Annotated in this window: 25 protein-coding genes; 10 read left to right on the top strand and 15 right to left on the bottom strand. The window is 64.7% G+C overall.

Going from position 1 to position 26060, the window contains the following annotated elements:
* Positions 1-74 precede the first annotated feature (74 nt).
* From AC1Q5P_RS10800 to AC1Q5P_RS10790, 3 genes are all read left to right on the top strand, one after another.
* Positions 75-2915, top strand: coding sequence for a M16 family metallopeptidase (locus AC1Q5P_RS10800; RefSeq protein ID WP_492518915.1), 2841 nt, complete (start codon positions 75-77; stop codon positions 2913-2915).
* 139 nt (positions 2916-3054) lie between these two features.
* Complete coding sequence (locus tag AC1Q5P_RS10795) at positions 3055-5364, top strand: TonB-dependent receptor (RefSeq protein ID WP_492518914.1); 2310 nt, start codon at positions 3055-3057, stop codon at positions 5362-5364.
* A complete protein-coding gene (locus tag AC1Q5P_RS10790) occupies positions 5364-6344 on the top strand; it encodes an MBL fold metallo-hydrolase (RefSeq protein WP_492518913.1) in 981 nt (326 codons plus the stop codon). The genes AC1Q5P_RS10795 and AC1Q5P_RS10790 overlap by 1 nt, the downstream gene beginning before the upstream one ends.
* Before the next feature lie 110 nt (positions 6345-6454).
* On the opposite strand, the gene AC1Q5P_RS10785 is transcribed toward AC1Q5P_RS10790, so the two are convergent.
* A complete protein-coding gene (locus AC1Q5P_RS10785) occupies positions 6455-7060 on the bottom strand; it encodes a TetR/AcrR family transcriptional regulator (protein ID WP_062342225.1) in 606 nt (201 codons plus the stop codon).
* Positions 7061-7443: 383 nt separating this feature from the next.
* On the opposite strand from AC1Q5P_RS10785, the gene purS reads away from it, so the two are divergent.
* The gene (gene purS, locus AC1Q5P_RS10780; RefSeq protein ID WP_039332834.1) at positions 7444-7677 is read left to right on the top strand and encodes a phosphoribosylformylglycinamidine synthase subunit PurS; all 234 of its coding nucleotides are present in this window, start codon (positions 7444-7446) and stop codon (positions 7675-7677) included.
* A 17-nt stretch (positions 7678-7694) separates the two neighbouring features.
* Positions 7695-8372 (top strand): phosphoribosylformylglycinamidine synthase subunit PurQ, encoded by a 678-nt coding sequence (gene purQ / locus AC1Q5P_RS10775; protein WP_039332831.1) that lies wholly within the window; start codon positions 7695-7697, stop codon positions 8370-8372.
* Here purQ and AC1Q5P_RS10770 read toward each other — a convergent pair.
* From AC1Q5P_RS10770 to AC1Q5P_RS10760, 3 genes are all read right to left on the bottom strand, one after another.
* A complete protein-coding gene (locus tag AC1Q5P_RS10770) occupies positions 8369-10732 on the bottom strand; it encodes a putative bifunctional diguanylate cyclase/phosphodiesterase (protein WP_492518912.1) in 2364 nt (787 codons plus the stop codon). The genes purQ and AC1Q5P_RS10770 overlap by 4 nt on opposite strands.
* Before the next feature lie 172 nt (positions 10733-10904).
* A complete protein-coding gene (locus AC1Q5P_RS10765) occupies positions 10905-11063 on the bottom strand; it encodes a hypothetical protein (RefSeq protein WP_011444689.1) in 159 nt (52 codons plus the stop codon).
* Between the two features lie 118 nt (positions 11064-11181).
* Positions 11182-12777: an isocitrate lyase gene (locus tag AC1Q5P_RS10760; RefSeq protein ID WP_193827829.1), complete on the bottom strand. Its 1596-nt coding sequence runs from the start codon at positions 12775-12777 to the stop codon at positions 11182-11184.
* Between the two features lie 146 nt (positions 12778-12923).
* Here AC1Q5P_RS10760 and AC1Q5P_RS10755 point away from each other — a divergent pair, with 146 nt between their 5' ends.
* Positions 12924-14318, top strand: a complete 1395-nt coding sequence (locus tag AC1Q5P_RS10755) for a helix-turn-helix domain-containing protein (protein ID WP_492518911.1) — start codon at positions 12924-12926, stop codon at positions 14316-14318.
* Here AC1Q5P_RS10755 and AC1Q5P_RS10750 read toward each other — a convergent pair.
* Genes AC1Q5P_RS10750 through AC1Q5P_RS10740 form a run of 3 tightly spaced genes read right to left on the bottom strand, consistent with a single transcriptional unit; the run spans position 14299 to position 16851 of the window.
* A complete protein-coding gene (locus AC1Q5P_RS10750) occupies positions 14299-14460 on the bottom strand; it encodes a DUF2474 domain-containing protein (protein WP_492518910.1) in 162 nt (53 codons plus the stop codon). The two genes, AC1Q5P_RS10755 and AC1Q5P_RS10750, sit on opposite strands and share 20 nt — an antisense overlap.
* Positions 14447-15445 carry a cytochrome d ubiquinol oxidase subunit II gene (cydB, locus tag AC1Q5P_RS10745; RefSeq protein ID WP_062342235.1) on the bottom strand — a complete coding sequence of 333 codons (999 nt, stop codon included), beginning with the start codon at positions 15443-15445 and terminating at the stop codon, positions 14447-14449. Before cydB ends, AC1Q5P_RS10750 begins: the two co-directional genes overlap by 14 nt.
* Positions 15442-16851 carry a cytochrome ubiquinol oxidase subunit I gene (locus AC1Q5P_RS10740; RefSeq protein ID WP_492518934.1) on the bottom strand — a complete coding sequence of 470 codons (1410 nt, stop codon included), beginning with the start codon at positions 16849-16851 and terminating at the stop codon, positions 15442-15444. Before AC1Q5P_RS10740 ends, cydB begins: the two co-directional genes overlap by 4 nt.
* Positions 16852-17090: 239 nt before the next feature.
* Here AC1Q5P_RS10740 and AC1Q5P_RS10735 point away from each other — a divergent pair, with 239 nt between their 5' ends.
* Genes AC1Q5P_RS10735 through AC1Q5P_RS10720 form a run of 4 tightly spaced genes read left to right on the top strand, consistent with a single transcriptional unit; the run spans position 17091 to position 19986 of the window.
* Positions 17091-17600, top strand: coding sequence for a GNAT family N-acetyltransferase (locus AC1Q5P_RS10735; protein ID WP_062342330.1), 510 nt, complete (start codon positions 17091-17093; stop codon positions 17598-17600).
* A gap of 22 nt (positions 17601-17622) precedes the next feature.
* On the top strand, positions 17623-18192 hold the full coding sequence (locus AC1Q5P_RS10730) for a DUF1285 domain-containing protein (RefSeq protein ID WP_492518909.1): 570 nt from the start codon (positions 17623-17625) through the stop codon (positions 18190-18192).
* Positions 18189-18791 carry a CoA pyrophosphatase gene (locus AC1Q5P_RS10725; protein ID WP_039332819.1) on the top strand — a complete coding sequence of 201 codons (603 nt, stop codon included), beginning with the start codon at positions 18189-18191 and terminating at the stop codon, positions 18789-18791. The genes AC1Q5P_RS10730 and AC1Q5P_RS10725 overlap by 4 nt, the downstream gene beginning before the upstream one ends.
* Positions 18784-19986 carry a CCA tRNA nucleotidyltransferase gene (locus AC1Q5P_RS10720; RefSeq protein WP_492518908.1) on the top strand — a complete coding sequence of 401 codons (1203 nt, stop codon included), beginning with the start codon at positions 18784-18786 and terminating at the stop codon, positions 19984-19986. Before AC1Q5P_RS10725 ends, AC1Q5P_RS10720 begins: the two co-directional genes overlap by 8 nt.
* Here AC1Q5P_RS10720 and AC1Q5P_RS10715 read toward each other — a convergent pair.
* From AC1Q5P_RS10715 to AC1Q5P_RS10680, 8 genes are all read right to left on the bottom strand, one after another.
* Positions 19904-20791, bottom strand: a complete 888-nt coding sequence (locus tag AC1Q5P_RS10715) for a phytanoyl-CoA dioxygenase family protein (RefSeq protein WP_492518907.1) — start codon at positions 20789-20791, stop codon at positions 19904-19906. The two genes, AC1Q5P_RS10720 and AC1Q5P_RS10715, sit on opposite strands and share 83 nt — an antisense overlap.
* Position 20792: 1 nt before the next feature.
* Entirely contained in the window at positions 20793-21326 is a 534-nt protein-coding gene (locus AC1Q5P_RS10710; RefSeq protein WP_039332814.1) for a J domain-containing protein, read from the bottom strand.
* 109 nt (positions 21327-21435) lie between these two features.
* Positions 21436-21954 (bottom strand): peptidoglycan-associated lipoprotein Pal, encoded by a 519-nt coding sequence (pal, locus tag AC1Q5P_RS10705; RefSeq protein WP_039332812.1) that lies wholly within the window; start codon positions 21952-21954, stop codon positions 21436-21438.
* Between the two features lie 92 nt (positions 21955-22046).
* Positions 22047-23426 (bottom strand): Tol-Pal system beta propeller repeat protein TolB, encoded by a 1380-nt coding sequence (gene tolB, locus AC1Q5P_RS10700; protein WP_492518906.1) that lies wholly within the window; start codon positions 23424-23426, stop codon positions 22047-22049.
* Entirely contained in the window at positions 23423-24382 is a 960-nt protein-coding gene (locus AC1Q5P_RS10695) for a hypothetical protein (RefSeq protein WP_492518905.1), read from the bottom strand. Before AC1Q5P_RS10695 ends, tolB begins: the two co-directional genes overlap by 4 nt.
* A 10-nt stretch (positions 24383-24392) precedes the next feature.
* The gene (locus AC1Q5P_RS10690; protein ID WP_174544596.1) at positions 24393-24845 is read right to left on the bottom strand and encodes an ExbD/TolR family protein; all 453 of its coding nucleotides are present in this window, start codon (positions 24843-24845) and stop codon (positions 24393-24395) included.
* A gap of 3 nt (positions 24846-24848) precedes the next feature.
* Positions 24849-25550, bottom strand: a complete 702-nt coding sequence (tolQ, locus tag AC1Q5P_RS10685) for a protein TolQ (protein ID WP_039332807.1) — start codon at positions 25548-25550, stop codon at positions 24849-24851.
* Positions 25547-26011: a YbgC/FadM family acyl-CoA thioesterase gene (locus AC1Q5P_RS10680; protein WP_492518904.1), complete on the bottom strand. Its 465-nt coding sequence runs from the start codon at positions 26009-26011 to the stop codon at positions 25547-25549. The genes tolQ and AC1Q5P_RS10680 overlap by 4 nt, the downstream gene beginning before the upstream one ends.
* Positions 26012-26060 lie beyond the last annotated feature (49 nt).

Below are 26060 nucleotides of genomic sequence, written 5' to 3'. Positions count from 1 at the left end.
CGAAGGATGCTGGCACTTCCCTATCCCTAACAGCCCATTGCGCCACCGCGCCCAACCGGGCACATCGCTAGGCAATGTTCCTCCACCGCCTGCTTCCCCTCGCCGCAGCTCTCACCCTCGCCGCCTGCGCCGCGCAACCCGCAAGCGTAGATAGCGCGCCAAAACCGACCTGGGCCTTCCAGCAGAGCGACCTGCCGCCCGATCCCGCCTACCGTTACGGCCAGTTGCCCAACGGCATGCGCTTCATCATCCGCCGCAACGCCACGCCCGCCGGCACCGCGCAGGTGCGCATGGACATTGCCACCGGCTCGCTCGACGAGCGCGAGACCGAGCGCGGGTTTGCCCATTTCGTCGAGCATATGGCGTTCAACGGCTCGACCCGCGTGCCCGAAGGCGAGATGGTCAAGCTGCTCGAGCGCAACGGCCTGTCCTTCGGAGCAGACACCAACGCCCAGACCTCGTTCGAACAGACGCTCTATATGCTCGACCTGCCACGCAACGATGCGAAGCTGCTCGACACCGCGCTGATGCTGATGCGAGAAACCGCCAGCGAGCTGACCTTCGATCCGCAAGCCGTTGTGCGCGAACGCGGCGTCGTCCTGTCCGAACTGCGTGACGGGCAAGGCTGGAGCCGCACCAACCTCGAAGACCAGCTCGCGTTCTTCTACCCCGCAGCGACCTACCCCAGGCGCCTGCCCATCGGCACGGTCGAAACACTGAACGCTGCCACCGCCGATGCGCTCAAGGCCTTCTGGGCGCGCGAATACGTCCCGTCGAAGACCACGCTGATCGTGGTGGGCGATTTCGATACCGATGCGGTCGAACAGGCCATCCGCACCCGCTTCGCCGACTGGCAAGCCAAGGCGCAGACCCCGCGCCCCGATCAGGGCAAGGTCGAGCCGAAGCAGAAGGCCAGGGTCGACATCCACCTCGATCCGTCACTGTCCGAACGCGTCACCGCATCGCGGCACGGGGCCTGGCTCGACGAGCCAGACACCATCGCCAACCGCCGCCGCAACCTGCTGCGCCAGATCGGCTACGGCGTCGTCAACCGCCGCCTCGCCCGCCTCAGCCGCGCCATCGACCCGCCGTTCCGAGGGGCGGGCTTCGGCACGAGCGAGGTGTTCAGGATCGGCCGCACCACCAATGTCATCGTCGATACCGTTGACGGCGGCTGGCAGCGAGGCCTCGCCGCCGCAGCCGGTGTCTACGCGCGCGCCCTCGCCACCGGCTTCACTAAGCCTGAGATCGACGAGCAACTGGCCAGCATCCGCACCGGGCTGGAGAACGCCGCCGCCGGGGCCGACACCCGCTCCCACGGCACGCTGGTCGCCGCCGCGCTCGCCCTGATCCGCGATGATCAGGTGCCGACGACGCCGCAATCCGGCCTCGCCCGTTTCAACCAGTTCGCGCCGACGATTACCCCGAAGACCGTCATGGCCGCACTGAAAGAGGAAGCCGTCCCCCTCAAGGACCCGCTGCTCCGCTTCCAGGGCCGCACCGCGCCCAAGGGTGGCGAGGAGGCACTGCGCAAAACCTGGGCCAAGGCCACCCGCGCCAAGGCCCCGGCCGGCGAAGTGCCCGCGCCGATCCCCTTCGCCTACACCGACTTCGGCCCGGCCGGCACCGTCGTGGCGGACACCACCGAACCGCTCTACGGCATCCGCCAAATCCGCTTTGCCAACAACGTCCGCCTCAACCTCAAGCGCACCGACCTCGCCAAGGACCGCATCGACGTCCGCCTCAATCTCGACGGCGGCGAAATGCTCGACACCCCGCAAGATCCCCTCGCCACCGAAATGACCGGCGTCCTCGCCCGCGGAGGCCTCGGCAAGCACAGCGAGGACGACCTCCAGACCCTGCTCGCCGGGCGCTCGGTCGCATTCGGCCTGAGCGCATCGGGCGATACCTTCTCGGCCGATGCGACCACAACCCCGCGCGACCTGACGCTGCAACTGCAGCTCTTCGCCGCGCTGCTGACCGACCCCGGCTACCGCCCCGAAGGCGAAGTGCTGTATCGCCAGAACATCGCCAACTTCTTCGCCCGCCTGCGCTCAAGCCCCAGCGCGGCCCTGTCCAACTCCATCGGCGGCATCCTTTCGGACAACGACCCGCGCTTCACGCTGCAACCGCAATCGGCCTACGCCGCGCTCGGCTATGGCAAGCTCAGGCAAGAGATATCCGACCGGCTCTCCCGCGGTGCGATCGAGATCTCGATCGTGGGCGACATCGACGAAGCAGCGGCGGTCGACGCCGTTGCCCGCACTTTCGGCGCCCTGCCCAAGCGGGAACCCGATTTCCGCGCCTACACCGCCGAACGCCGGCGGGGTTTCACGTCCAGGCGCGGTCTCCAGATCATCCGCCACACCGGCGAGGCCAATCAGGCCGTGGTCCGCTACTCCTGGCCCACCCGCGACGACCGGGACCCGGATGAAGCGATGGCGCTCTCGCTGCTTGCCGAAGTCGCCGGGATCGAAGTGCTCGATACGGTGCGCGAGAACCTCGGCAAGGCATACAGTCCCGGCGCGTCCTCGGCCCTCAGCCGCGTCTGGACCGGCTACGGCACGTTCACGATGAACGCTTCGGTAGACCTCGTCGACGTCGCAGCCACCCGCGCCGCATTGGAAGAAACCGCCCGCGCCCTCATCGCCGCCCCGGTCGATGCAGACGTGCTGCAACGCGCCCGGGCCCCCATGCTCGAACGCATCGACAATTCGTTGAAGACCAACGGCGGCTGGAGCGCGCTGGCCGAACGCGCCCAGACCCAGCCCGAGCGCCTCGCCCGCGCCAAGGCGGCACGCGCCCGGTTGGAAAAGCTCACCGCGACAGATCTGCAGGCCATCGCCCGGCGCTATCTCGTTCCCGAGAAAGCGGTGCAGGTGCTCGTTCTGCCCGAGGGAGCAGCCGTTCCTTGAGCACGAGCGCCGGTTCGCCCACGTCTCAATTGATAAATTTTGGACATAGCCAACCGCAAATATAATCTATTTCTCTAATCTCGCCTCCTTATGCATACGACTGCGCAAATCAAAAGCAGCCGATCAAAGGGAGACAAGAATGAGCAACAAATCAGTCATTCGCTGGACCGTGTCGCTGGCCGCCCTGTGCGCCGCCACCCCGCTTCTCGCTCAGGAAGCGCAGGTTTCAGGCGAAGAACAGGGCATCACCGACATCGTCGTAACTGCACAGCGCCGTGAGGAAAGCCTGCAGCGAGCTGCCGTCGCGGTCACCGCCGTAACCGGGGCAGACATTGCCGAAGCCGGCATCACCGAACTGGTCGATCTCCAGAAGCTCGTGCCCGCCCTGGCCGTTTCGCCGACCGGCGGCACCACCAGCTTCTTCCTGCGCGGCGTTGGCACCAATTCGCAGAACTCGTTCTCGGAAAATGCCGTCGCCTTCAACTTCAATGGTGTCTACGTGGCGCGCCCATCGGCTCCTGCCGGTGCGTTCTACGATCTCGCCCGCGTCGAGGTGGTCAAGGGACCGCAGGGCACGCTTTACGGTCGAAACGCAACTGGCGGCGCCATCAACGTCATCCCGCGCAAGCCCGATCTCGGCAAGTTCGGCGGGGAAGTGCGCGCCGAGTACGGAAACTACGACAGCAAGAAGGCATCGGCCGCGCTCAACCTTCCGATCGGTGATTCCGCGGCCCTGCGCGTCGCCGGGCAGGTCGTGGACCGTGATGGTTTCCTTACCGACGGCTACAACGACGAGAAGGGCGAAGGTGTGCGCGCCTCGTTCCTGATCGAACCGTCGGCGGACTGGTCGGTGCTGTTGGTCGGCGATTATTTCAACCAGCATGGCAAGGGTTGGGGCAGCGTCCTGCTCCCGAGTGCCACGCTGAATGCGCCAGACCTGAATGATCATGTCGGCATTTCCAGCCCCGCCGCGCTGGCCGCGATCCGCAACCTCGCCGCCGGCGTTTTCGCGCCACCGTTCTGCGGCGGCTTCGGCGGGTTCGTGACCAGCGGCTGCATCGATCTTCCGGCAGATACCGGCTTCCTCGACAACAAGTTCTATGGCCTGAGCGCGACGATCGAGGGCGACCTCGGCTTCGGCAAGCTCACGCTCCAGCCGGCCTGGCGCAAGACGGACATCAACTTCGTCACCTATCTCCCGGGCTTCCGCGGGGAAATCACCGAAAAGGCTGAACAGTTCTCGTTCGAAGCGCGCTTCGCGTCGGATCACGATGGCCCGCTCAACTATGTCCTGGGTGGCTTCTATTTCAAGGAAGACCAGAACGCGCTGAACTTCTTCCGCCAGGGTGATCTTTCCACCACGCGCTTCACGCCAAACGTCAACACGGAAAGCCTCGCCGCGTTCGGCCAGTTCACCTACAAGGTCACCGATGCGCTGCGGCTCGTTGCCGGCGGGCGCTATACCAAGGAAACCAAGGATCAGTTGACCGCCACGGTGTCTGGCGGACGGCCCGGACCGGTCAATCCGCCGCTGGGAGCGCCGTTCACCGGCGCACTGGATTTCGAGAAGTTCACGTGGAAAGCCGGCATCGAGTTCGATGCGGGCCCTGCATCGCTTATCTATGCCGATGTTTCGACCGGCTTCAAATCCGGCGGTTTCTTCGTTGCCGCGCCACCGGAAAACACCTTCGCTCCCGAAACGCTCACGGCCTATACGCTGGGCAGCAAGAACCGCTTCTTCGACAACAAGCTGCAGGTGAATGTCGAGGCGTTCTACTGGGACTACACCAACCAGCAGATCACCTTCGTGGGCGGCGTGCGCACGGCGAACAACATTTTCGCCCAGGGTTCGCGCACCGAGAACGCGGGCAAATCCCGCATCTACGGGTTCGAAGCCGAAGTGCGCTTCCAGCCCAGCCGCAACGACCGGTTCGATCTCAATCTGCAGTACCTGAATGGCAAGTACAACAGCCTCAGGACGGCCAACTTCTCGCCCACGGGTGCGCCGGTGGCCACTGGCTGTACCACGCTGGGCAGCCGCCTCGCCAACCCGGGCGTCCCGGGCAACAATGCGCGCTTCTATGATATCGACTGTTCGGGCAAACCAGCCGTAAACGCGCCGAAGTGGTCGCTGGGCCTCGGATACGAACGCGGGTTCGACCTGTCCGATTCCATGCGCCTGCTGCTCGGTGGCCGGACCTCGATCGAATCCGGTCGCTTCCTCAATCCGAACTATCGCCCGGAAGAACGGCAAGGCGGCTTCATGATGTCCGATGCCTACCTCACGCTCGAGGGCGATGGTGGCCGCTGGACGCTCACCGGCTTCATCAACAACATCGAGGATGAAGAAGTGATCGTGCGATCCGGTTCAAGGCCAATTCTCGACTTCTCCGTCGCGACGCTTGCTCCGCCCAGAACCTATGGCATCCGCATGGGATACACCTTCTGATGCGATTGGCCATCATCGCCGGCATCGCCGTTGCTCTGGTCACGTCCGGAGAAGTCGCCCAGGTCGCGGCACATGAGTCATCTGAAAGTGGCTCACGCTTCATCACGCTTGGCACGATGGGCGGGCCGGTCGGTGATGGCCGCCGTTCTCAACCGGCCAACGCCCTCGTCGACGGGAAGGATCTCTATGTCGTCGATGCGGGCGATGGCGTCGTGCAGCAGATGGCCAAGGCCGGCCTGGCGCTGCCGAACGTCAAGGCAGTGTTCCTCAGCCATCTGCACGCCGATCATACGGGCGGCCTCTCCGCGCTTCTGGCGCTGCGCAACCAGACCCTGGTTGCGCAGAAGCTGACGATCTACGGCCCGCCCGGAACGCGGGAAATGGTCGATGGCATGGTAGCCTCGATGCGGCCCGCTGCTCGCGCGGGATACGGAATACCGGGCAAGCCCTGGCCCGATCCTGCAGGGACAGTCGCCGTCGTGGAAATGGGCGATGGGTTCAAGGCCAGCGTGGGCAACATTGTGGTCCGCGCAGCGCAGAACACCCACTATGATTTCGCCCCCGGCAGCGAGGAAGACCGATCCTTCAAGTCGCTTTCCTTCCGGTTCGATTTGCCCGGGCGCTCCATTGCCTATACCGGCGATACCGGCCCGTCCGCCGCCGTCGAGAAGCTGGCGGCTGGGGCAGACCTGCTCGTGAGCGAAATGATCGACATTGATTCGACCATGGCAACGGTCGCCCGCAACTCGCCGAACATGCCGGAAAAGGCGAAGGCGGATCTGGTCCGGCACCTGACCACGCACCATCTCGCCCCGCCAGACGTCGGCAAGATGGCCAGGCATGCCGGGGTCAAGGCCGTGGTCGTCACGCATTTCGCGGGCGGCAGCACAAGCGCCGCGCACGTCGAAGGCGTCACGGCCGGCGTCCGCGCCGAATACGCGGGCCCTGTAACGATCGCCAGCGATCTCGATAGCTTCTAGGATCCACGTCCGGGGGCCATTATCGCCGCAGGCGGAACGCGCCCCTTTCTTCCCCCCCTCCCGCAGGCGGGAGGGGGCGGGGGTAGGCCCCCAGCACCCAGCTCCCCGCCCTACCCGGTCGTCAGCCCGTAAAGCACCAACGCCGCCTGGTTCTCGGCCATCCAGTCCACGTTCAGCGGCTCTGCTCCCACCGGTTCGAACACGTTGCGCCACAGTGCGGCAAAGATGATTCCTCCTGCCACGCATTGTGCCGCCGTCTTCGGATCGGGGCAGGCAAACTCGCCCCGGGCAATGCCATGGGCAATCAGCCGCTCGATCGCGCCAAGGATGCATATCATTGCGGTTTCGTGGTAAAATCGGGCAAGTTCGGGGAAATTGCGGCCCTCGCCCACGATCAGGCGCGGCAGGAAGGCCATTTCCGGGCTGGCGATGCGCTTGATCGCGTTCTTCACGAAGGCCCGCAGCAATGCCGGCGCGGGCAGGCTGCCGTAGTCGCTCGGCAGCAGCGACGGCATCATTTCGGTGATGACTTCCGACACCAGCGCACGGAACAGCGCGTCCTTGCTGTCGAAGGCGAGGTAGAGCGCCGCGCGGCTGATGCCGACGCGCCTGGCCACGTCCTCCATGCGTGCGGCGGCAAAGCCCCGTTCGGCAAATTCCTCGCGCGCAGCGTCCAGAATGCGCTCGCGTCTGTCTGCTGGCGTAACTCGTGGCATGGCCGCAAAATAACTGACACGTCAGTCATGTAAAGCGGTAAAAGTCCGGTGGCAGGGTTTCCGGATGCGTTGCGTGGGGTGCAGTTATGGTGTCCAGGCCGCCCTGCCACCGAAAGGAGATTTCTCCTTGCGGAGTAAGGCCTTGATGCCATCTTTCTGCGGCTTCGTCTCAGCGTTTTCCTACGTAAGCGTTTTGTGCTATATCCGGAAAACTGGCGGTTTACCGGGGGTCCCGGCCCATCCCTCAGTGCGCCCGCGTGCCTTTGCCGAAGTTTCTCCGGACAGTGTAAACCCCGTAAACCCTTCGCCTTGCTCTTTCGGCTCTCCCGATGCATAGGCGCCCCCAAGATTCTCCAGCATTCAGGTTCCGAAAGGCCCCGCCGATGAAGGTCCGCGTCATTGTCACCCTCAAGAACGGCGTCCTCGACCCCCAAGGCCGCGCCATCCACCACGCGCTTGAAGGCCTTGGTTTCGAAGGCGTGAACGACGTGCGCGCCGGGCGGGTCATTGAACTCGACGTGGCAGACACCACTTCGGATGCAGCGCTTGACGAGATGTGCAGCAAGCTCCTCGCCAACATGGTGATCGAGAACTACCGCATCGAAAAGGCCGCCTGAGCTTAGGAACCCGCGCCATGGCTTTCACCTCCGCCGTCATCACCTTCCCCGGCTCGAACTGCGATCGCGACATGGCGGTGGCGATCGAGCAGGTCTGCGGCGGCACGGTCCATCGCGTCTGGCACGGCGATGCCGACCTGCCTGAAAATCTCGATTTCATCGCCCTGCCCGGTGGCTTCTCCTATGGCGACTACTTGCGCTCCGGCGCGATGGCGGCACGCTCACCGGTGATGCAGGCGGTAGTGCGCGCGGCTGAGCGAGGCGTGACCGTGCTCGGCGTATGCAACGGCTTCCAGGTGCTGACCGAGGCTGGTCTCCTGCCCGGCGCGCTGATGCGCAACGCCGGCATCCGCTTCGTCTGCCGCGACGTGAAGCTGACGGTCGAGAACAACCAATCGCTGTTCACCGCGGGCTATGACGCTGGCCAGCAGATCACGATCCCCGTCGCGCACCACGACGGCAACTTCTTCGCCGACGACGCGACGCTGGACCGGCTCGAAGGCGAAGGCCGCGTCGCGTTCCGTTATGCAGAGGCCGTCAACGGCTCGGCGCGCAACATCGCGGGCGTCCTCAATGATCGCGGCAACGTGCTGGGCATGATGCCGCACCCCGAGCGCATGATCGAAGCGGCGCAGGGTGGTTCGGACGGCCGCGCGCTGTTCGAAAGTGTCGTGCGCGGGCTCGTCGCCGCCTAACCTGCGGCCCGCTCCTTGAAGCGGGTCTGGCCAAACAGGGCCAGTGCATCGGTCCGGTTCATCGGTCGGCCGAAGTAGTAGCCCTGGATCTTCTTGGCACCGAGACGGCGGATGCATTCGAGTTCGGCCTCGGTCTCGACGCCCTCGGCCGTCGTCGACATTTCCAGCGCGTCGGCCATGGCCACGACGGCGCGGACAATGGCAAGGCTCTCCGGATTGTCCTTGGCCGCGCCCTGCACGAAGCTGCGATCGACCTTGATCGTCGAGAAGCGCATCTTCCTGAGGTAGCCCAGCGACGAGTAGCCGGTGCCGAAATCGTCGAGCGCGACGCCGCAGCCGATGCCCATGAGGTTCTCGAGCGTCATCTGCGCCGTAGTACCATCGCGCACGAAGATGCTCTCGGTCACCTCGATCTCGAGCCGGTGCGGCGAAAGGCCGGTCGATGCGAGCGCGCCGACGACGGTTTCGGCAAAATAGGGATCGAGCAACTGTTCGCCGGACACATTGACCGCGATCTTGACATGCTCGGGCCAATTCCTCGCCTCGGCGCAGGCAGTACGCAGGACCCAATCACCGATCGGGACGATCAGGCGAGTGTCCTCGGCCAGCGGAATGAACTTGGCCGGGCTGACGAAGCCGTGCTCGGTGCTGTTCCACCGGATCAACGCCTCGAAGCTCAGCACCTGCTCGGTCGTCGCATCGACGACAGGCTGGTACATCAGCGAGAACTCGTTGCGCTCAAGCGCGTGGCGCAGCGAGAATTCGAGCTTGCGGCGTTCCTCGGCGTGGGCGTGCAGCGAAGGCTCGTAAGTACAGTGCCGCCCACCGCCCTCATCTTTGGCGCGGTAGAGCGCAAGGTCGGCGTTACGCAGCAGGGTCTCGACCGTCGAACCATCACGCGGCCCGATCGCCGAGCCGACGCTGGCACCGACATAGAGCATGTGGTGATCGATCTCGTAGGGCTGCGAGAGCGTAGAGATGATTGCCACGCTGAGATCGGTGACGCGCGCCTCGTCGGCCGCATCGCGGATGACGACAGCGAACTCGTCGCCCCCCAGACGTCCGCAGACCTCGCCTTCCTGCATGATCAGCTTGAGCCGATCCGAGACGAGGGCAAGCAACTGGTCACCGACGAGGTGGCCGAGCGTATCATTGATCGCCTTGAAGCGGTCTAGGTCAATCATCAGGAAAGCGCAGCGCGTGCGCCACTTCTCGGCATAGCCCATCGCCTCGCCGAGGGCCTCGGTCAGCATCAGGCGGTTGGGCAGGCCGGTCAGCGTATCGTAGCGCGCAAGGTAGGCGATCTTTTCGGCGCTTTCGCGCTGCTCGGTCACGTCCGACCCGACTCCGCGGAAGCCGACGAAAGTGCCGTTTTCATCGAACTTGGGCGAAGCCGACAGCTCCCACCAGCGATAGCCGCCATGGAGCGACACGCGCACAAGCAGGTTGGAGAAGCTTTCGCGGCGCTTGAGGCGCTCGGCCAGATCGTGGAGGCTGGAATGGAAGTGGCCGGAATCCCAGGCTGGCCCTGCGACAAGCTGGATCAACGGCTTGCCGTCGACATCCTCGGGGTCCTCGCCCAGCGCAAAGGCAAAACGCGGGCTGACCGAGCGGACCCGGCGGTTGGCATCGACCTGCCAGAGCCAGTCGGCGTCTCCTTCCTCGAATTCGCGCAGCAGCAGCGACACGACTTCGGCCTTCTCCGCCATGCCTGCTTCGGCGACCCGCGCGCCAAGGAAAGTGCGCGCGGCCTCGACCCCGCCGACGCTGACGATCAGCACGAAAGCGACCGCAACCGCTGCGGCGATGTATTCCCCCCAGAACAGGAATGCAGCTATGCCCGACAGACCGACAATCCCGCCGAACATCACTGTTGCCATCGGCATGGCGGCAAATGTCACGGCCATGCCGGTCATCAGCATGGCAAGGACTGTCCACAGCGTCATGCGCTGCGCCTGATCTCCGAACGGGGAGAAGGCCAGCATGGGGATGGCCCAGATCAATGCAACGAACAACGAGCTGATAGTCTGCCGGTGCATCTCCTGACGGCTTACCCGCCGCCGGTCCGCATCGATAAGTGTGCGATCGAACCTTGCGCCGGAGATAAGGACGCCAATCAGCAGCGCCATCCAACCAACCAGAAACGCGACGTGGACTTCGCCAGCATAGGTCTGCAGAACGAGTAGGGCCGCCATTGCGTGAGCGACAAGCCGGGCGAACGTCAACTTCGCGAGGCTGGAGTACTGCAAGCCGCGCAACCTGCCCCAATCGCCTTCGACCGGATCACGCAATCCGATCACGGCAAGGATCGGCAGCTTCACCGGTAAAGCATCGGGTTCGGGCGCGTTGGGGTTCGTCACGATGGTTGAATTACAAGGAATTCATTATCCAATCGTAAGCAGCGGTAAACTTTGGCGTACCACCAACCACGCAAAAAAGGCCCGCCGCGCCTGGCATGAGGCGCGACGGGCCGGACTTTCCTCCCCAGGAAAGGTCCTGTCAGGCAGCGAAGAATGTTAACGCCGTGAAGTGTTAACGACCGAGGGCGCTGCCAAGCCGGTGGTAAAGGTTCGAGAACTTGACCGATTCGGGCTGGTCCTCGATTGCCTTCAGGTAGTGCAGTACGGCTTCGCGGATCAGCTTGAAGTCCTCGGTCGAGAGGACCGCGCGGGCACGTGCAGGTTCAGCCATGGTGGGTCTCCTTCTTGGATCTTCGAGGCTTGATTGCCGCGAGGATTTGCTTGGGTGGGAGGGGGAAGCCCCTCCCCAACCCCTCCCTTGCAGGGAGGGGCTTTCTGCAATTCGCAGGTTACGCTGCGAACTGGTTCATCGTGTTGTGGGCGCCGCCAGCCTTCAGCGCTGCTTCACCGGCGAAGTATTCCTTGTGGTCGTCACCAATGTCGGAGCCGGCCATGTTCTGGTGCTTCACGCAAGCGATCCCCTGGCGAATTTCCTCGCGCTGAACCTGCTTGACGTAGCCGAGCATGCCCTCTTCGCCGAAGTAGCGCTTGGCGAGGTTGTCAGTGCTGAGCGCAGCCGTGTGATAGGTCGGCAGCGTGATCAGGTGGTGGAAGATGCCCGCCTGCGCCGCAGCGTCGCGCTGGAAGGTACGGATGCGCTCGTCAGCTTCGATCCCAAGCTCGGTGCCGTCATAGTCAACGCTCATCAGCTTGGCGCGATCGTAGGCCGAGACGTCCTTGCCCGCTTCGACCATGGCATCATAGACCTGCTGGCGGAAGTTCAGCGTCCAGTTGAACGACGGGCTGTTGTTGTACACCAGCTTGGCGTTCGGGATCACTTCGCGGATGCGGCTGACCATGCCGCCGATCTGGCCGATGTGCGGCTTTTCGGTTTCGATCCAGAGCAGGTCGGCGCCGTTCTGCAGGCTCGTGATGCAGTCCAGCACGCAACGGTCCTCGCCGGTTCCGCTGCGGAACTGGTAGAGGTTCGAAGGCAGGCGCTTCGGCCGCATCAGCTTGCCGTCGCGAGCGATCAGCACGTCGCCGTGGCCGAGGTTGGCGGCATCGACCTCCTCGCAATCGAGGAAGCTGTTGTACTGGTCGCCGAGGTCGCCCGGCTCCTTCACGTAGGCGATCTGCTTGGTCAGGCCGGCGCCCAGCGAGTCGGTGCGGGCAACGATCACGCCATCATCGACGCCGAGTTCCATGAAGGCGTAGCGGACCGCGCGGATCTTCGCGAGGAAGTCCTCGTGCGGAACGGTGACCTTGCCATCCTGGTGGCCGCACTGCTTTTCGTCCGAGACCTGGTTCTCGATCTGGATGCAGCAGGCGCCTGCTTCGATGAACTTCTTGGCGAGCAGGTAGGTCGCCTCCGCATTGCCGAAGCCTGCGTCGATATCTGCGATGATCGGAACCACGTGGGTTTCGAATTCGTCGATCTTGTGCAGAAGGCGGTGGGTATTGACCGCGTCGCCCGCCTTCTTGGCAGCATCGAGATCGCGGAACAGCATGCCGAGCTCGCGAGCGTCAGCCTGCTTGAGGAAGGTGTAGAGTTCTTCGATCAGCGCCGGAACGCTGGTCTTCTCGTGCATCGACTGGTCGGGCAGCGGGCCGAATTCGCTGCGCAGCGCGGCGACCATCCAGCCCGAGAGATAGAGGTAGCGGCCCTTGGTGGTGCCGAAGTGCTTCTTGATGGAGATCATCTTCTGCTGGCCGATGAAACCGTGCCAGCAGCCGAGCGACTGCGTGTAGTTCGCCGGATCAGCGTCGTAAGCTTCCATATCGCGGCGCATGATCTTCGCGGTGTAGCGGGCGATGTCGAGGCCGGTGTGGAAGCGGTTCTGCAGGCGCATGCGGGCCACGCTCTCGGGCTCGATGCCATCCCAGGTCTGGGCGAAAGGCGCGATGGCCTTGCCTGCTTCGACGATCTTGCTGTGGTAGGTCATGTCCCGTGTTCCCTCACGTGGTGTGCGTCTGTGTGAGATCGGGGTAACGCGCGAATCGCTGATACGGAACGGCGCGCGGAGTGATGTTGTCAAACTTTACAGGATATGCTTGTAAAGTTGTGTAGTCACTACAAGAGGCGTGTGAAGTGTCGACAAGACCGTTGTATCTGGGGCCGCGGCTCAAGCGCATCCGTCGCGAACTTGGGCTGACGCAGCAGGCGATGGCCGACGAACTTGGCATTTCGCCGAGCTACATCGCGCTGATCGAGCGGAACCAGCGGCCGCTGACGGCAGACCTGCTGCTGCGGCTGGCACGGGCCTACAAGCTGGACATGGCGGACCTCGCCAGCGACGAGCGCGACGACTATGCGCGGCGCCTGACTGATGCCTTGCGCGATCCGATCTTCACCGACATCGACCTGCCGGCACTGGAAGTGTCGGACGTGGCGGCCAGCTTTCCGGGTGTGACCGAGGCGTTGCTACGGCTTTACGGTGCGTGGCAACGCGAGCAGCAGGCATTGGCCGAGCAGCGCAGTGCTGTTCCAGGCACCGGGGCGAGCGATCCGGTGGGCGAGGCACGGCGCTTTGTGGCAGCGTGGCGCAACTATTTCCCGGCGATCGATTCGAAGGCGGAGGAGCTTTCGGACGAAATCGCGAAGGCGGGCGGCGCAGCGGAATGGCTGCGGCTGCGCGGCGTGCGGGTACGCTTCCTGCCGCCCGACGTGATGATGGACGCAGTGCGCCGCTATGACCGGCACAACGAGCAATTGCTGATTGATGACACGCTGTCGCCATCGGGGCGAGCGTGGCAACTGATGCAGCACATTGCCTATACCGCGCTGCGGAGTGAGATCGCGGGCGTGATCCGGGGGGAAAGCTTTGCCAGCGAGACGGCGGCGCAATTGGTGCGGCGGGCGCTGGCGGGTTACGCGGCGGCGGCGCTGGTGATGCCCTATGACCGGTTTGCAAGGGCAGTGGATGCCCGCAGGTACGACATCGAAGCGCTGTCCGGGCAGTTCGGCGCGAGTTTCGAGCAGGTGGCGCACCGGCTGACCACGCTGGGCCGTCCAGGGCAGGAGCGCGTGCCGTTCTTCTTCATCCGCGTCGATACGGCGGGCAATGTGTCGAAACGGCTGGACGGCGCGGGCTTTCCCTTTGCCGCGCATGGCGGCGGGTGCCCGCTGTGGAGCGTGCACGAATGCTTCCGCACGCCGGGCGAGATCGTGACGCAGTGGGTGGAGCTGCCGGACGGGCAGCGCTTTTTCTCGCTGGCGCGGACGGTGACTTCGGGCGGTGGCGGGTTCGGGCGGGCGCGATGGACACGCGCGATCGCGCTGGCCTGTGCGGCCGAGCACGCACCGCGACTCGTCTATGCGGCGGGGGCTGACCCAAAGGCGGTGGAAGCAACGCCGATCGGGGTGACCTGCCGGCTGTGCCACCGCGCGCAATGCACGGCGCGGGCCGAGCCGCCGATCGGGCGCGAGATCCTGCCCGACGACTACCGGCGCGGGGCCGAGCCCTTCAGCTTTGCGGAGAGTTGAGCCAGTAGCGGATTACCACGGCGACCGCGCCGAGCGTCAGCACGCTGCCCAGCCAGATCGCCGCCATCCAGCCCAGACGCTGCCACAGGGGCTTTGCCTCGGCCCGCTCCGCACCATCGAGGCGGGGGTCAATGATAGCCATGTTCGCCCACCTTGCCCCGGAAGACCCAGTAGGCCCAGCCCGTATAGGCGAGGATCAGCGGCATGATCAGGCCGACGCCGATGAGCATGAAGACCTGTGAGCGCTCCGGCGCGGCAGCGTCCCAGATCGAAATGCTCTGTGGCACGACCCATGGCCACATCGAGACGCCCAGCCCGATCATGCCGAGCAGGAACAGGCCGAGCGCGTAGAGGAACGGACGCACGGCGTGGCGCTGTTGGAGCGAGCGCAGGAGCGAGATGGCGAGTGCTGCCGTCGCCAGCGGAACCGGTGTAAGCCAGAAGACCATCGGTTCGGTGAACCAACGCTGGAAGTACTGTCCCGCAAGGAACGGAGTGGCGAGGCTGACAGCAGCCATGAGCGCCAGCGTGGCCCAGGCGGCGCGGCGGGCGAAGGCGAAGGCCTTGTCCTCGGCGCGGCCCTCGACCTTGATCGCCAGCCAGCAGGCGCCGAGCAGCGCATAGCCCGCGACAACTCCCGCACCGGTCAGGAGCGAATAGGGTGACAGCCAGTCGAGCCAGCCCCCGGCATAGGCCCTCCCCTCAACGTGGATGCCCTGCAGCAGCGCGCCGAGGGTGATGCCTTGTGCGAGGGCCGCGACAAGCGAGCCGGCGAAGAAGGCACGGTCCCAGAACGCGCGATGGCGGGGATCGCGCCAGCGGAACTCGAAAGCGACGCCGCGGAAGACGAGGCCGAGGAGCATGGCGATGATCAACGGGTAGGTCGCCGGCAGGATGATCGCATAGGCCAGCGGGAAGGCGGCGAGCAGCCCTCCTCCGCCCAGCACCAGCCAGGTCTCGTTGCCGTCCCACACCGGGGCGATGGCATTCATCGCCTGATCGCGCTCGGCGCCTTCGTCAAACCAGGGGAAGAGAATGCCGATGCCGAGGTCGAAACCGTCCATCACGACATACATCAGCACGGCGAAGGCGATGATCAGGGCCCAGATGACAGTGAGGTCGATCATTGCACTTCCTCCTGCTGCTGAGCGGGCGTGATCCCGGCAGAGCGGATCGGGGCGCGCTCTTCCTGTTCCGGGCCCGGCTCGTGCGGATGTGGCGCGTCCTTCATGAGATGCAGGATGTACCACGTGCCGATGCCGAAGACCGCGAAGTAGACGACGACGAAGGCGGCGAGCGAGGTGGCGACGGCAGGCGCGGCGATCGGGCTGACCGAATCTGCGGTGCGCAGCAGGCCGTAGACTGTCCAGGGCTGGCGGCCGACCTCGGTCGTCACCCAACCGGCGATCACCGCGATGAAGCCCGAGGGCCCCATCAGCACGGCAAGGCGGTGGAGCAGCGGCCAGTCGTACAACTTCTTGCGCGTGCGGGCGAGCAGGCTCCACAGGCCGAGGCCGAGCATGAGAAAACCGAGGCCGACCATGATGCGGAATGACCAGAAAACGATCCACACCGGCGGCCGGTTGTGCGGCGCGATGGTGTCCAGTCCCGCGAGGGGGGCGTCGGGATCATGCTTCAGGACAAGGCTCGAGGCCTTGGGGATGCCGATGGCGTAATCGAGCTTCTGGTCCTTGTCGTTCGGAATGCCGAACAGGTAGAGCGGTGCGCCTTCAGGGTGGGACTGGTAGTGCCCTTCCATGGCCATGACCTTGGCGGGCTGGTGCTCGAGCGTGTCGAGGCCATGCATGTCGCCGACGAAGATCTGCACCGGCGCGACGATTGCGGCCATCCACATCGCCATCGAGAACATCTTGCGGGCGTGAAGGTTTGCGCGGTCACGAAGCAAATGCCACGCGCCGACTGCGCCGACGACGAAAGCCGTGGTCAGGTATGCAGCAATCACGGTGTGGACGAGGCGATAGGGGAAGCTGGGGTTGAAGATGATCGCCGCCCAGCTTGGACCGGGCAGGAACTCGCCATTGGGCCCCATCTCGAACCCGGTGGGCGTCTGCATCCAGGAATTGACCGAGAGAATCCAGAACGCCGATATGAAGGTGCCGATGGCCACCATCAGCGTGGCGGCAAAGTGCAGTCCCCTGCCGACCCGGTTCATGCCGAACAGCATCACGCCAAGGAAGCCAGCCTCGAGGAAGAAGGCGGTGAGAACCTCGTAGGCCATGAGGGGCCCGATCACGCCGCCGACCTTGTCGGAAAAGACCGACCAGTTGGTGCCGAACTGGTAGGACATGACCAGACCCGAGACCACGCCCATCGCGAAGGCGACGGAGAAGATCTTCAGCCAGTAGCGGAACAGGTCGAGATAAAGCTGCTTGCCGGTCTTCAGCCAGAGTGCCTCAAGCACGGCGAGATAGCTGGCGAGGCCGATCGAAAAAGCCGGGAAGATGAAGTGGAAGCTCACCGTGAAGGCGAACTGCATACGCGCCAGAACCAGCGCGGTCGTTTGGCTGTCCATACCTGCGAACACGTTTATCTCCCCTGCACGGGATCGGGCGTCTTCTCGTGGCGCCTCAATCACTTCCTAGCCATATATGAGCATGAGCTAAAGTGATATTCCCGAAGCAGCGCTTGCAGTTTCTGCATCCTGAAAACCGCTGTGCAAGCGCGCCGTTCCTCCAAACTTGCAGCATGTGGCCTTGGGGGCTATCGGCGCGCATCCCGCCCGCCTTCGCAGGGCCGAAGAAAGCACCGCCGTTGTCCAAGATCATCCCGCTTGCCGATGTCGATCCCGCGCTGGTCGAGCAGTTGCTCGATGCTGCGTTCGAGCCGACGCGGCACCAGCGAACCGCCTACAAGGTGCGCGAGGGCATGGAATGGCTGCCAAACCTGTCGTTCGCCGCGCTCGACGACGAGGACATGCTGGCGGGCACGATCCAGTGCTGGCCGGTGGCGCTCACCGATGACAGTGGCCGCATGCATCCGATGATCATGGTCGGCCCGGTGGCGGTCATGCCGCATCTTCAGGGCGAAGGCTTCGGCAAGGCGCTGATGACGGCGGCGCTTACCGCGATCGATCCGCGCGCGCCGCTGCCGCAAGTGCTGATCGGCGATCCCGAGTATTACGAGCGCTTCTTCGGCTTCAGCAACGCCCAGACTGGCGGATGGCGCCTGCCGGGGCCGTACGAGCAGCATCGCCTGCTGTGCCGCACCGCCAATCCTGCCGTCCTGCCGCAAGAGGGCATGTTGGGGCCTTGGCGGCGCTGATCCGATCTGGCATCGGCAAACGGTGCCTTACACTCCCCCGCCCGAACTCGCATCCTTGAGCCTTGCCGAACTTGCTGCGCAGGTTGCTGCGCGCAAGCTGCCGCCCATCAACCAGTGGAGCCCGCAGGAGATCGGAGACAGCGAAATGCGCATCGCCGCAGATGGCCGCTGGTTCCATCAGGATGGCGAAATCCGGCGTCCAGCAATGGTGCGCGCGTTTTCCTCGCTGTTGACGCGCGACGAGCAGGGCCAGCACTGGCTGGTAACGCCGTTCCAGAAGCTGGCGATCGCTGTGGAGGACGCCGCCTTCCTGGCGACTGACATGCAGGCCAAGCTGGACCCCGAGGGGCGCACGGCATTGGCCTTCCGGCTCAATAGCGACGATCTGGTGGTCTGCGGGCCGGACCATCCGCTGCGGGTCGCGGGCACGACTGACATCCCGGCCTTCTACCTCGCCGTCCGAAACGGAACGGAGGCACGGCTCAACCGCAGCACCTACGGACAGCTCATCGATCATGCCCTGTCTCTGGGCAGCGCTGACCTTGCCGTGGAAAGTCTTGGCCAACGCTTCGTGCTGGTGCCCGGCACATGAATTTGCTGACAAGGCTTACGGACCTGTATGCCGAAGGACACCGGGAGCCTGCCAAGGAGCTCTACGAAGACTGGCGCCCACTGCCCGAGCACGGTTTGCGCCCTGCCGCTGTACTGATTGCGGTGACCGAGCGACAGAACCATCCGGATGGCCCCGGGGTTCTCCTGATCCACCGGCCTTCGCACATGCGCGCGCATCCGGGACAAGCCGCTTTTCCGGGCGGCAAGCTCGATCCCGGCGAGACCCCGGTCGAGGCAGCCCTGCGCGAAGCCAACGAGGAATTGGGCATCCGGCCGGAAGACGTGTCCGTGATCGGCGAAACCGACCGGTTCCGCACGGGCACGGGTTATGACATCACGCCCGTGCTGGCGCTGGTGCCGCCGGATCTGCCGCTTCAACCCAATCCGGCGGAAGTGGCGAGCTGGTTCGAGCCCCCTTTGGGCTTCCTTCTCGACCCGATGCGGCATGTCTGGCAATCGGCGGAATGGAACGGGCGCAAGGGGCGCTTCATCGAGATCCTTTGGAACGAGCATCGCATATGGGGCGTGACGGCGGCGATCATTTCCAACCTGGCAAAGCGGATCAGCTGGCATGACTGAGCGCCTGCCCGCCGCTGCGTGGACAAGACGCGAGGACCTCGCCGCCCTTGTAACCGCGCTCGATCCGCATGCCGAGGGCAACTGCCGGTGGGTGGGCGGCGTGGTGCGCGACACGATTCTCGGCCATGCCCCGAAAGACGTGGACATGGCCACGACGCTGCTGCCGGAGGAAACCGCCGCCCGGCTTGGCCAGGCCGGGATCAAGGCCGTGCCGACGGGCATTGCCCATGGCACGATCACTGCGGTTCTCGACGGTGGCACAGTGGAGATCACCACGCTGCGTCGCGACGTTTCCACCGATGGCCGCCATGCGACGGTGGCATTTTCCACCGACTGGCGCGACGATGCAGCCCGCCGGGATTTCACGATCAACGCGCTTTACGCCGATCCGCGTAGCCTGGAACTGTTCGACTATCACGGCGGCCTTGCGGATCTGGCCAATCGGCAGGTGCGTTTCATTGGCGATGCCCGCGAGCGCATCCGCGAAGATTACCTGCGCATCCTGCGTTACTTCCGCTTTCAGGCCCGCTTTGGCTCCATTCCCGCAGACAAGGCTTCAGAGGAAGCCGTTTCCGAGCTTGCCGCGGGATTGAAAGGGCTTTCTCGCGAACGTGTCGGCTGGGAGCTGATGAACCTGCTGGGCCTGCCAGATCCCGCGCCGACCGTCCGTCGCATGGCCGAACTCGGCGTTCTGGCCCATGTCCTGCCAGAGGCAACCGAGGCTGGCCTGGCATTGCTGGATACCCTTATCGACAACGAGCAGGCTGCCAGAGCGCAGGCCGTGGCGCTGCGTCGTCTTGCCGCGCTCCTGCCGGCGGACCCGGCTCTTGCCGAACAGGTTGCCGCCCGACTGCGCCTTTCCATTGCCCAGCGCAAGCGGCTTGCCATTGCTGCCGCCCGCGACGGCGAAGAGACCGATGCGCGTGCCCTTGCCTACCGCGTGGGTATCGAGGAAGCGCGTGACCGGCTGCTGCTGGCAGGTCAGGCAACGGCTCCGCTGGAGGGGTGGAACGTGCCCCAGCTGCCGATCAAGGGCGGGGACATTGTTGCCCGCGGCATAAAGGCGGGCCCGGAGGTTGCGCGCATTCTTCGTCAGGTGGAAGCGCGGTGGATCAAAGCGCAGTTTCCGGACGCCGGGCAAGTCTTCGCAATGCTCGATGAAATCGTGGCGCATACCAGCGCACAAGGCGGTTGAAGGTCTGAGCCGCGCTGACAACGCCAGGCATCGGCCTGGCCCGCGCGAAATGCCTGTGGCGATCGGCAGCGATCCTTGCCCGCGCGTTCCGCCCGATGACAAGCTTGCGCGCATCCGGCACGAAGTTCGTGGAATCCTGCCAGAAGGCGCGGCAGGCGGTTGCGTAGAACATGGGCCGTGGCTCGGCGCTGTTGTTGGGCTGTCCGCGATGCCGGACCCGGAAATCCCAGATCATGCAATTGCCGCGCAGCACGGCGTTCCACACCGAGCCATCTGCAGTCTCAGGTGATTGCAAGATACGGTGCGTGCCCGGCAGGAATTCGGTCGAGCCGTTGACTTCGTCAACATCGACGAGCGGGATGGAAATCGTCAGCGCAAATGGCGGCAGCATCGCTGCAATCGTCTTGTCCTCGAACAGATGCGGACTGTCGGAGTGCAGCTTCTGCACCGTGGAACCCGGAAAGGAGCTGATGACGCCGAAGGATTCGTAGACCCAATTGTTGCCCAGGGCTTTGTCCAGCAAGGCAAGCAGCGCCGGGTTTTGCAGAAGGTCGATGCAGCCCGCCATCCTGCCGGCGATCGGGACAAGGCCGTTGATCCGCTTCGTGCCAACCACCCAGATGTCCTCCGGGAGCGGAGCGCGCGTGTCGAACGCGCCGGGAATGGATTGGCGCAGGGCCAGGGCCAGTTCGTCAATCCGCTGCGCAGGCCAAAGCCCTTCGAGGGCGACCACCCCGTCTCTTGACAACGCCTCGGCAGCCTCATCCGCGGCCTCTCCGCCGAAACGCGAGATGCCTGCGGTCATGTCAGCCCTTCCACTCGCGACGTTCTTCGGCAGCACGAAGCACCTCGTAGGACACCTGCAGCTTCTGGAACTGCTCTGCCGCGGCCTTGTCGCCGGGCCGCACATCGGGGTGGACTTCTTTGGCCCTGGAGCGCCAGGCCTTCTTCACCGCGTCGAAATCGGCATCCGGATCGAGGCCAAGGGTTTCGAGGGCGCGCAGTTCGTCCCGGCTGCGCGTGCCATCGCCAGAACCGCCCCATTCGGCCCATGCAGCCTGGCGAAAACCAGAGGCTTCGCCACGCTCTTCGGCTTCGCGACGTTCGGCCTCTTCCTTGTCCAGCCCTTCGAAGTAGTTCCAGCCCTGATTGTATTCCGCCGCGTGCTGCTGACAGAAATACCAGCGTTCGGGGTTGTTGGGGGACTTGGGCGCCGGGCAATCGCCCTTCTGGTCGCATCCCGCACGGTCGCACAGCCGCACTGGCGCAGCCTCGAAGGCGCTGCCGTAGCCACGCCAGCGCGGGAAGCCCCAGTCAGACGATCGTGTATTGCGTGCCATGCCTCAATCCCAAGCCAAACCCGCAGGAAAGGTCAAGATGGGTGTGGTGCCGGCAATGCGAAAGGCCCGAACCTGGCGGGGTTCGGGCCTTGCCTGCATTGTCGGGTGATCAGTTGACCGTGACGGTGACCGCGCGGCGGTTGCGCGCCCACGAATCCTCGTCCGAACCAAGCGCAAGCGGGCGTTCCTTGCCATAGCTGACAACCGTGATCCGCGATGGATCTACGCCGAGGCTGACCAGGTAGTTCTTGGCCGCATTGGCGCGGCGTTCACCCAGCGCAATGTTGTAGTCGCGCGTGCCGCGCTCGTCGCAGTGGCCTTCGATGGTGATGGCCTTGGCCGGATAGCGGGCCAGCCACGAGGCCTGGCTTTGCAGGATGCCCTGGTCGGATGCGTCGATGTTGTAGCGGTCCGTATCGAAGTTCACGGTGTCGGAGATGACCGACGCCACGAAATCGGCCTGGCTGCCGGGAACCGGGCCGGTCGGCTGCGTAGTCTGCGGGGTCGTCTGCGTTGTCGTGGTGGCACCGGGCTCAGGCGGAAGCTGCTTGGGCTTCGATGCGCAGGCACCGAGGCCAAGCGTGAGAGCAGCAAGGCCGGCAATCAGGATCGGACGGGTCATGGGCATTCTCCTTGGGAGAGAGGGGGAGAGATGGCGACGCAAGGTGCAGTTTCAGCGATGAATTGACAAGGGCGCAAATCGCCCTTGCCAAGGCAGGGTCAGGGCAGAACCGGCCCCCATGCAGGGTCTGAACCATCAACCGGCGTGTTGAGTTTCCGTTCATTTCGACCAGTCAGGTCGACTTGCCAAATGCCGGTCTTGCCGCTGCCGCGCTCGGTGCGGAAGAATTGCACGATACGGCCGTTGGGCGACCACGTCGGGGCTTCATCCTGCCACGAATCCGTGAGGAACCGCATGCCCTTGCCGTACGGGTCGGTCACAGCGATACGGAAGTTGCCGCCGATATGGGTAAAGGCGATCTGGTCTCCACGTGGCGACCATTCCGGCGTGGCGGCGCGACCTCCGAAGAAACTGATGCGCTTCTGGTTCGAGCCGTCCGCGTCCATCACGTAAAGCTGCTGGCTGCCCGAACGGTCGCTTTCGAAGACGATCTTGCTGCCATCGGGCGAGTACGAGCCGCCGACGTCGATGCCGGGGCTGTCGGTGAGACGTGTCGACTGGCCGCCAGTGGCGGGCACGCGATAGATGTCTGTGTTGCCGGCGATGGCCATCGAATAGAGGATCCACTTGCCATCGGGCGACCAGCGTGGGGCGAAAGTGGGATTGGTGCTTGAGGTTACCAGCGTCTGCTGGCCGGTGCCGACGTTGTAGACGTAGATGCGCGGCGCACCGTTTAGGTAGCTCAGGTAGACGATCCGGCTGTAATCAGGGGAATAGCGCGGGGTAAGAGCCGTCGCCTGCCCGTTGGTGATGAAGCGATGGTTGGCGCCATCGGAATCCATGATCGCAAGTTGCTTGCGGCGACGGTCCTTGGGGCCGGTCTCGGCAATGTAGGCAATCTTGCTGTCGAAGAACGGGCTTTCGCCGGAGAGGCGCGAATAGACCATGTCGGCGCACTTGTGCGCGGCGCGCCGCCATTCCTCAGGCTTGACGACATAGCCCTGCCGCGCGAGTTCGGACCCGAGCGCAACGTCATAGAGATAGCAGCCGACTGTGAGGCGGCCATCGTCGTTCGCCTTGACGAAGCCTTGTACCAGCATTTCAGCCGAACGCCCGCGCCAGGTGTCGAACGTCGGCGCAGCGACTTGCGGGAAGGCGACTTCGGGAAGCTGATCGGGACCGACCGGCTTGAACAGACCGTTGTTGCGCAGGTCGTTGTAGACGACGCGCGCGACATTGCGGCCGAGCGCTTCGGTGTTGCCGCCTTCGGCTGCGGTGGCGACCGAGGCGTTGGTGGGAAAGGACGGGATGGCAATGCCAAGGTCCTGCCATTCGTTCTCATCGGAGACAGAGCCGGTCAGCCCTTCGTCGGCAGAGGCCTGCGCCGCAGTGGAGGAAGGAAGCGCAGTCTGCTGTGCAGCGACGAGCGCAGGCACCGAGACAAGCCCTGCGGCAACAACAAGGAAACGCATCTTCATTGGGACAACTTCCTGTCAAAGCGGAAGGCGGCAACGCGCTTCCAGCCGGAATAGTAGGTATCTGGCAGATCGAACGGAGCGGCCAATTGCACAGCGCGAATCGCCTGCTCGGCATGCCGTTTGGCTTGCGCCTCGTTGGCGGGGGTAATGCCCTGCTGATCGACGACGCGAGGGCGACCGGCGAGGCTGCCATCCGGGTTGAGGTCCCAAGCCAGGATAGTCACCAGCTTGTCGGCGTCGACGCCCTGGGGCGCCGCCCAGTGCGGCTTGATCTGGCGCGAAATCGCGCCCGCCAGCGACGACCTGACCTCGGGTCCTATCGTTGCTGCAGGGGCCGCCTTTGCTGTTCCCGGCTTGGTCGAGCCGGGAATGCCTTTCAGAAAGTCCGAGCCGATTCGCGAACCGCCCGTGGGAGCATCCGGCCTGCGGCGGGGGCTGGTATCACCGGAACCGGACTTTGGCGTCGTGGCCTTCGCCGGTGCAGGCTTCGCCGCCGGTTTCGCTGGCGCAGGCTTGGCCGGAGCCGGCTTTGCAGGAGCAGGCTTCGGAGGAGCGGGCCTTGGCGGCGTCGGTTTGGGCGGTGCAGGCTTTGGTTGCGGCTGCGGCTTGGGCGCGGGCTTGGGCGGCGCGGGCACCGGCTTGGGCTGCGGTTGCGGCGGCGGTGGAACGGGTCTGGGCGGCGCAGGCAGCGGCTGCGGTTGCGCAACCGGCTCAGGCGCGGGCTCGCCCAGTTCGGGCGCAACGTCAGGCGCCGCCTCGGCCATGGGGTCGGGCGAGGTCGACTGATCGGCAATCTCTTCGGAGAACGTCACTTCCATGCGCTGCGGCGGTGGCTTCACCGTCTTGCCCGGTGGGGAAAGCATGAGGAAGCCGAGCAGGCCCGCGTGAGCCAGCGCGGCAATGGCCAGCCCTGCGCCTTCCTGCTTCGAGAGTCCTGTTGCGGTAGGATCGCGCATCGCTTCTGACCTATTGCGGTGCGGATGAACTGTTGGTGACCAGCGAGATCGACTTGAAGCCCGCAGCGTTCAACTCTCCCATCACGGCAGCGACGCGGCCCCAATCGAGCACGCGATCTGCGCGCAAGGTCACCAGCGGGGGTTTCGGCCCCTTCTGCAGCCCGGCAAGGCGGTCGGTCAGCTCGCCGGGGGCGAGCTGCTGATCATCGAGGAAGACGTTGCCCTGAGCATCGATAGTGACGGTGATCTGGTCCTGCTGCTGGTCGAGCGGGTCCGCCTTGCTGTCGGGCAAGTCGACCGGCACGCCAGCGGCCAGCATCGGCGCGGTGACCATGAAGATGATCAGCAGCACGAGCATGACGTCGACCAGCGGGGTGACGTTGATTTCGCTCATCGCGGCACGACCGCCACGCCCCCTGCGACCTCTGCCGCCTCCGCTGCCGGAACCCATGGACATCGCCATGACTCAGGCCTCCAGTTCGCGGCTGAGCGAGGCGTGGAAGCGGTCGGCGAAGCGATAGAGGCGGGTCTCGAAGCGGTTCACGCGGTGCGAAAAGCGGTTGTAGGCGATGACTGCGGGAATGGCGGCGAACAGACCGATGGCCGTGGCGAACAGCGCCTCGGAGATGCCGGGTGCGACGACGGCAAGCGAGGAGTTCTGCTGCGCACCGATGTTGAAGAAGCTGTCCATGATGCCCCAGACAGTACCGAACAGGCCGACAAATGGGGCCACCGACCCGACGGTCGCGAGGAAATTGAGGCGACTGGCCAGCGCGTCTGTCTCAGTGACGACTGCGCCATCGAGCGCGGTGGTCAAGCGCTGGCGAGTGCCTTCGCGATCGATGGCCTTGCCCGAGGTGGAACGGCGCCATTCGACGAGCGCTGCATTGACGACGCGGGCGGAAGGCAGATCGCGGCCCTTGTTGTCCTTCTGGAACTGGTCGATGTCGCGCGCCTCCCAGAATTCGCGCTCGTACTTGTCACAGCCCTTCTGGACGCTGCCCATCTTCAGCGAAAAACCGATGATGATCGTCCACGTCCAGATGCTGGCGAGCACGAGCCCGACCATGACACCCTGGACGACATAGTCAGCATCGAGGAAAAGCTGCACGGGGTTGAGCGAGGTCGGCGCGAAGGCAACGCCATTGGCGAGCATCGGGAGAATCATGCGGTTTCCTGTCCTTCGGGAGCAGTTGTGATTGTCTGGAAAGCGGCCATCCATTCGCGCGGCTGGCGGCGGGGGCGACCATCCGGCGCGACGAAGGCGACGCGCACCCTCGCCTCGCACAGAAGCGTCCCGTCCCTGAACGCACGCTGCACGATTCGGCAGGTGGCTGGGGAAAGTTCGGCGACGTGGCTGTGGACCATGACCTCATCATCAAGCTTGGCGGGGCGCAGATAACGCAGGTCCATCTCGCTGACGGCATAGGCGCCCTCGCCGGCTTCGTGCGCAGCGCGCTGGTCTATGCCGAGCAGGCGCAGCATGTCGGAGCGGGCACGTTCAAACCAGCGCAGGTAATTGGCGTGATAGACCACGCCCGAAAGGTCCGTGTCCTCGAAGTAGACGCGGACCGGGTAAAGGTGCTGAGGGCCATCGAACAGGCCGGAGGGTGCAAGCGGAACGGACATTCGGCGGTGACCCTACCCTTGCGACGAGTCGAAGGGCAAGGGGTGGTTA

This window comes from Novosphingobium sp. GW835-FHT14H07 (genome assembly GCF_058793515.1).
This window is presented reverse-complemented; position numbering and strand designations above follow the sequence as displayed.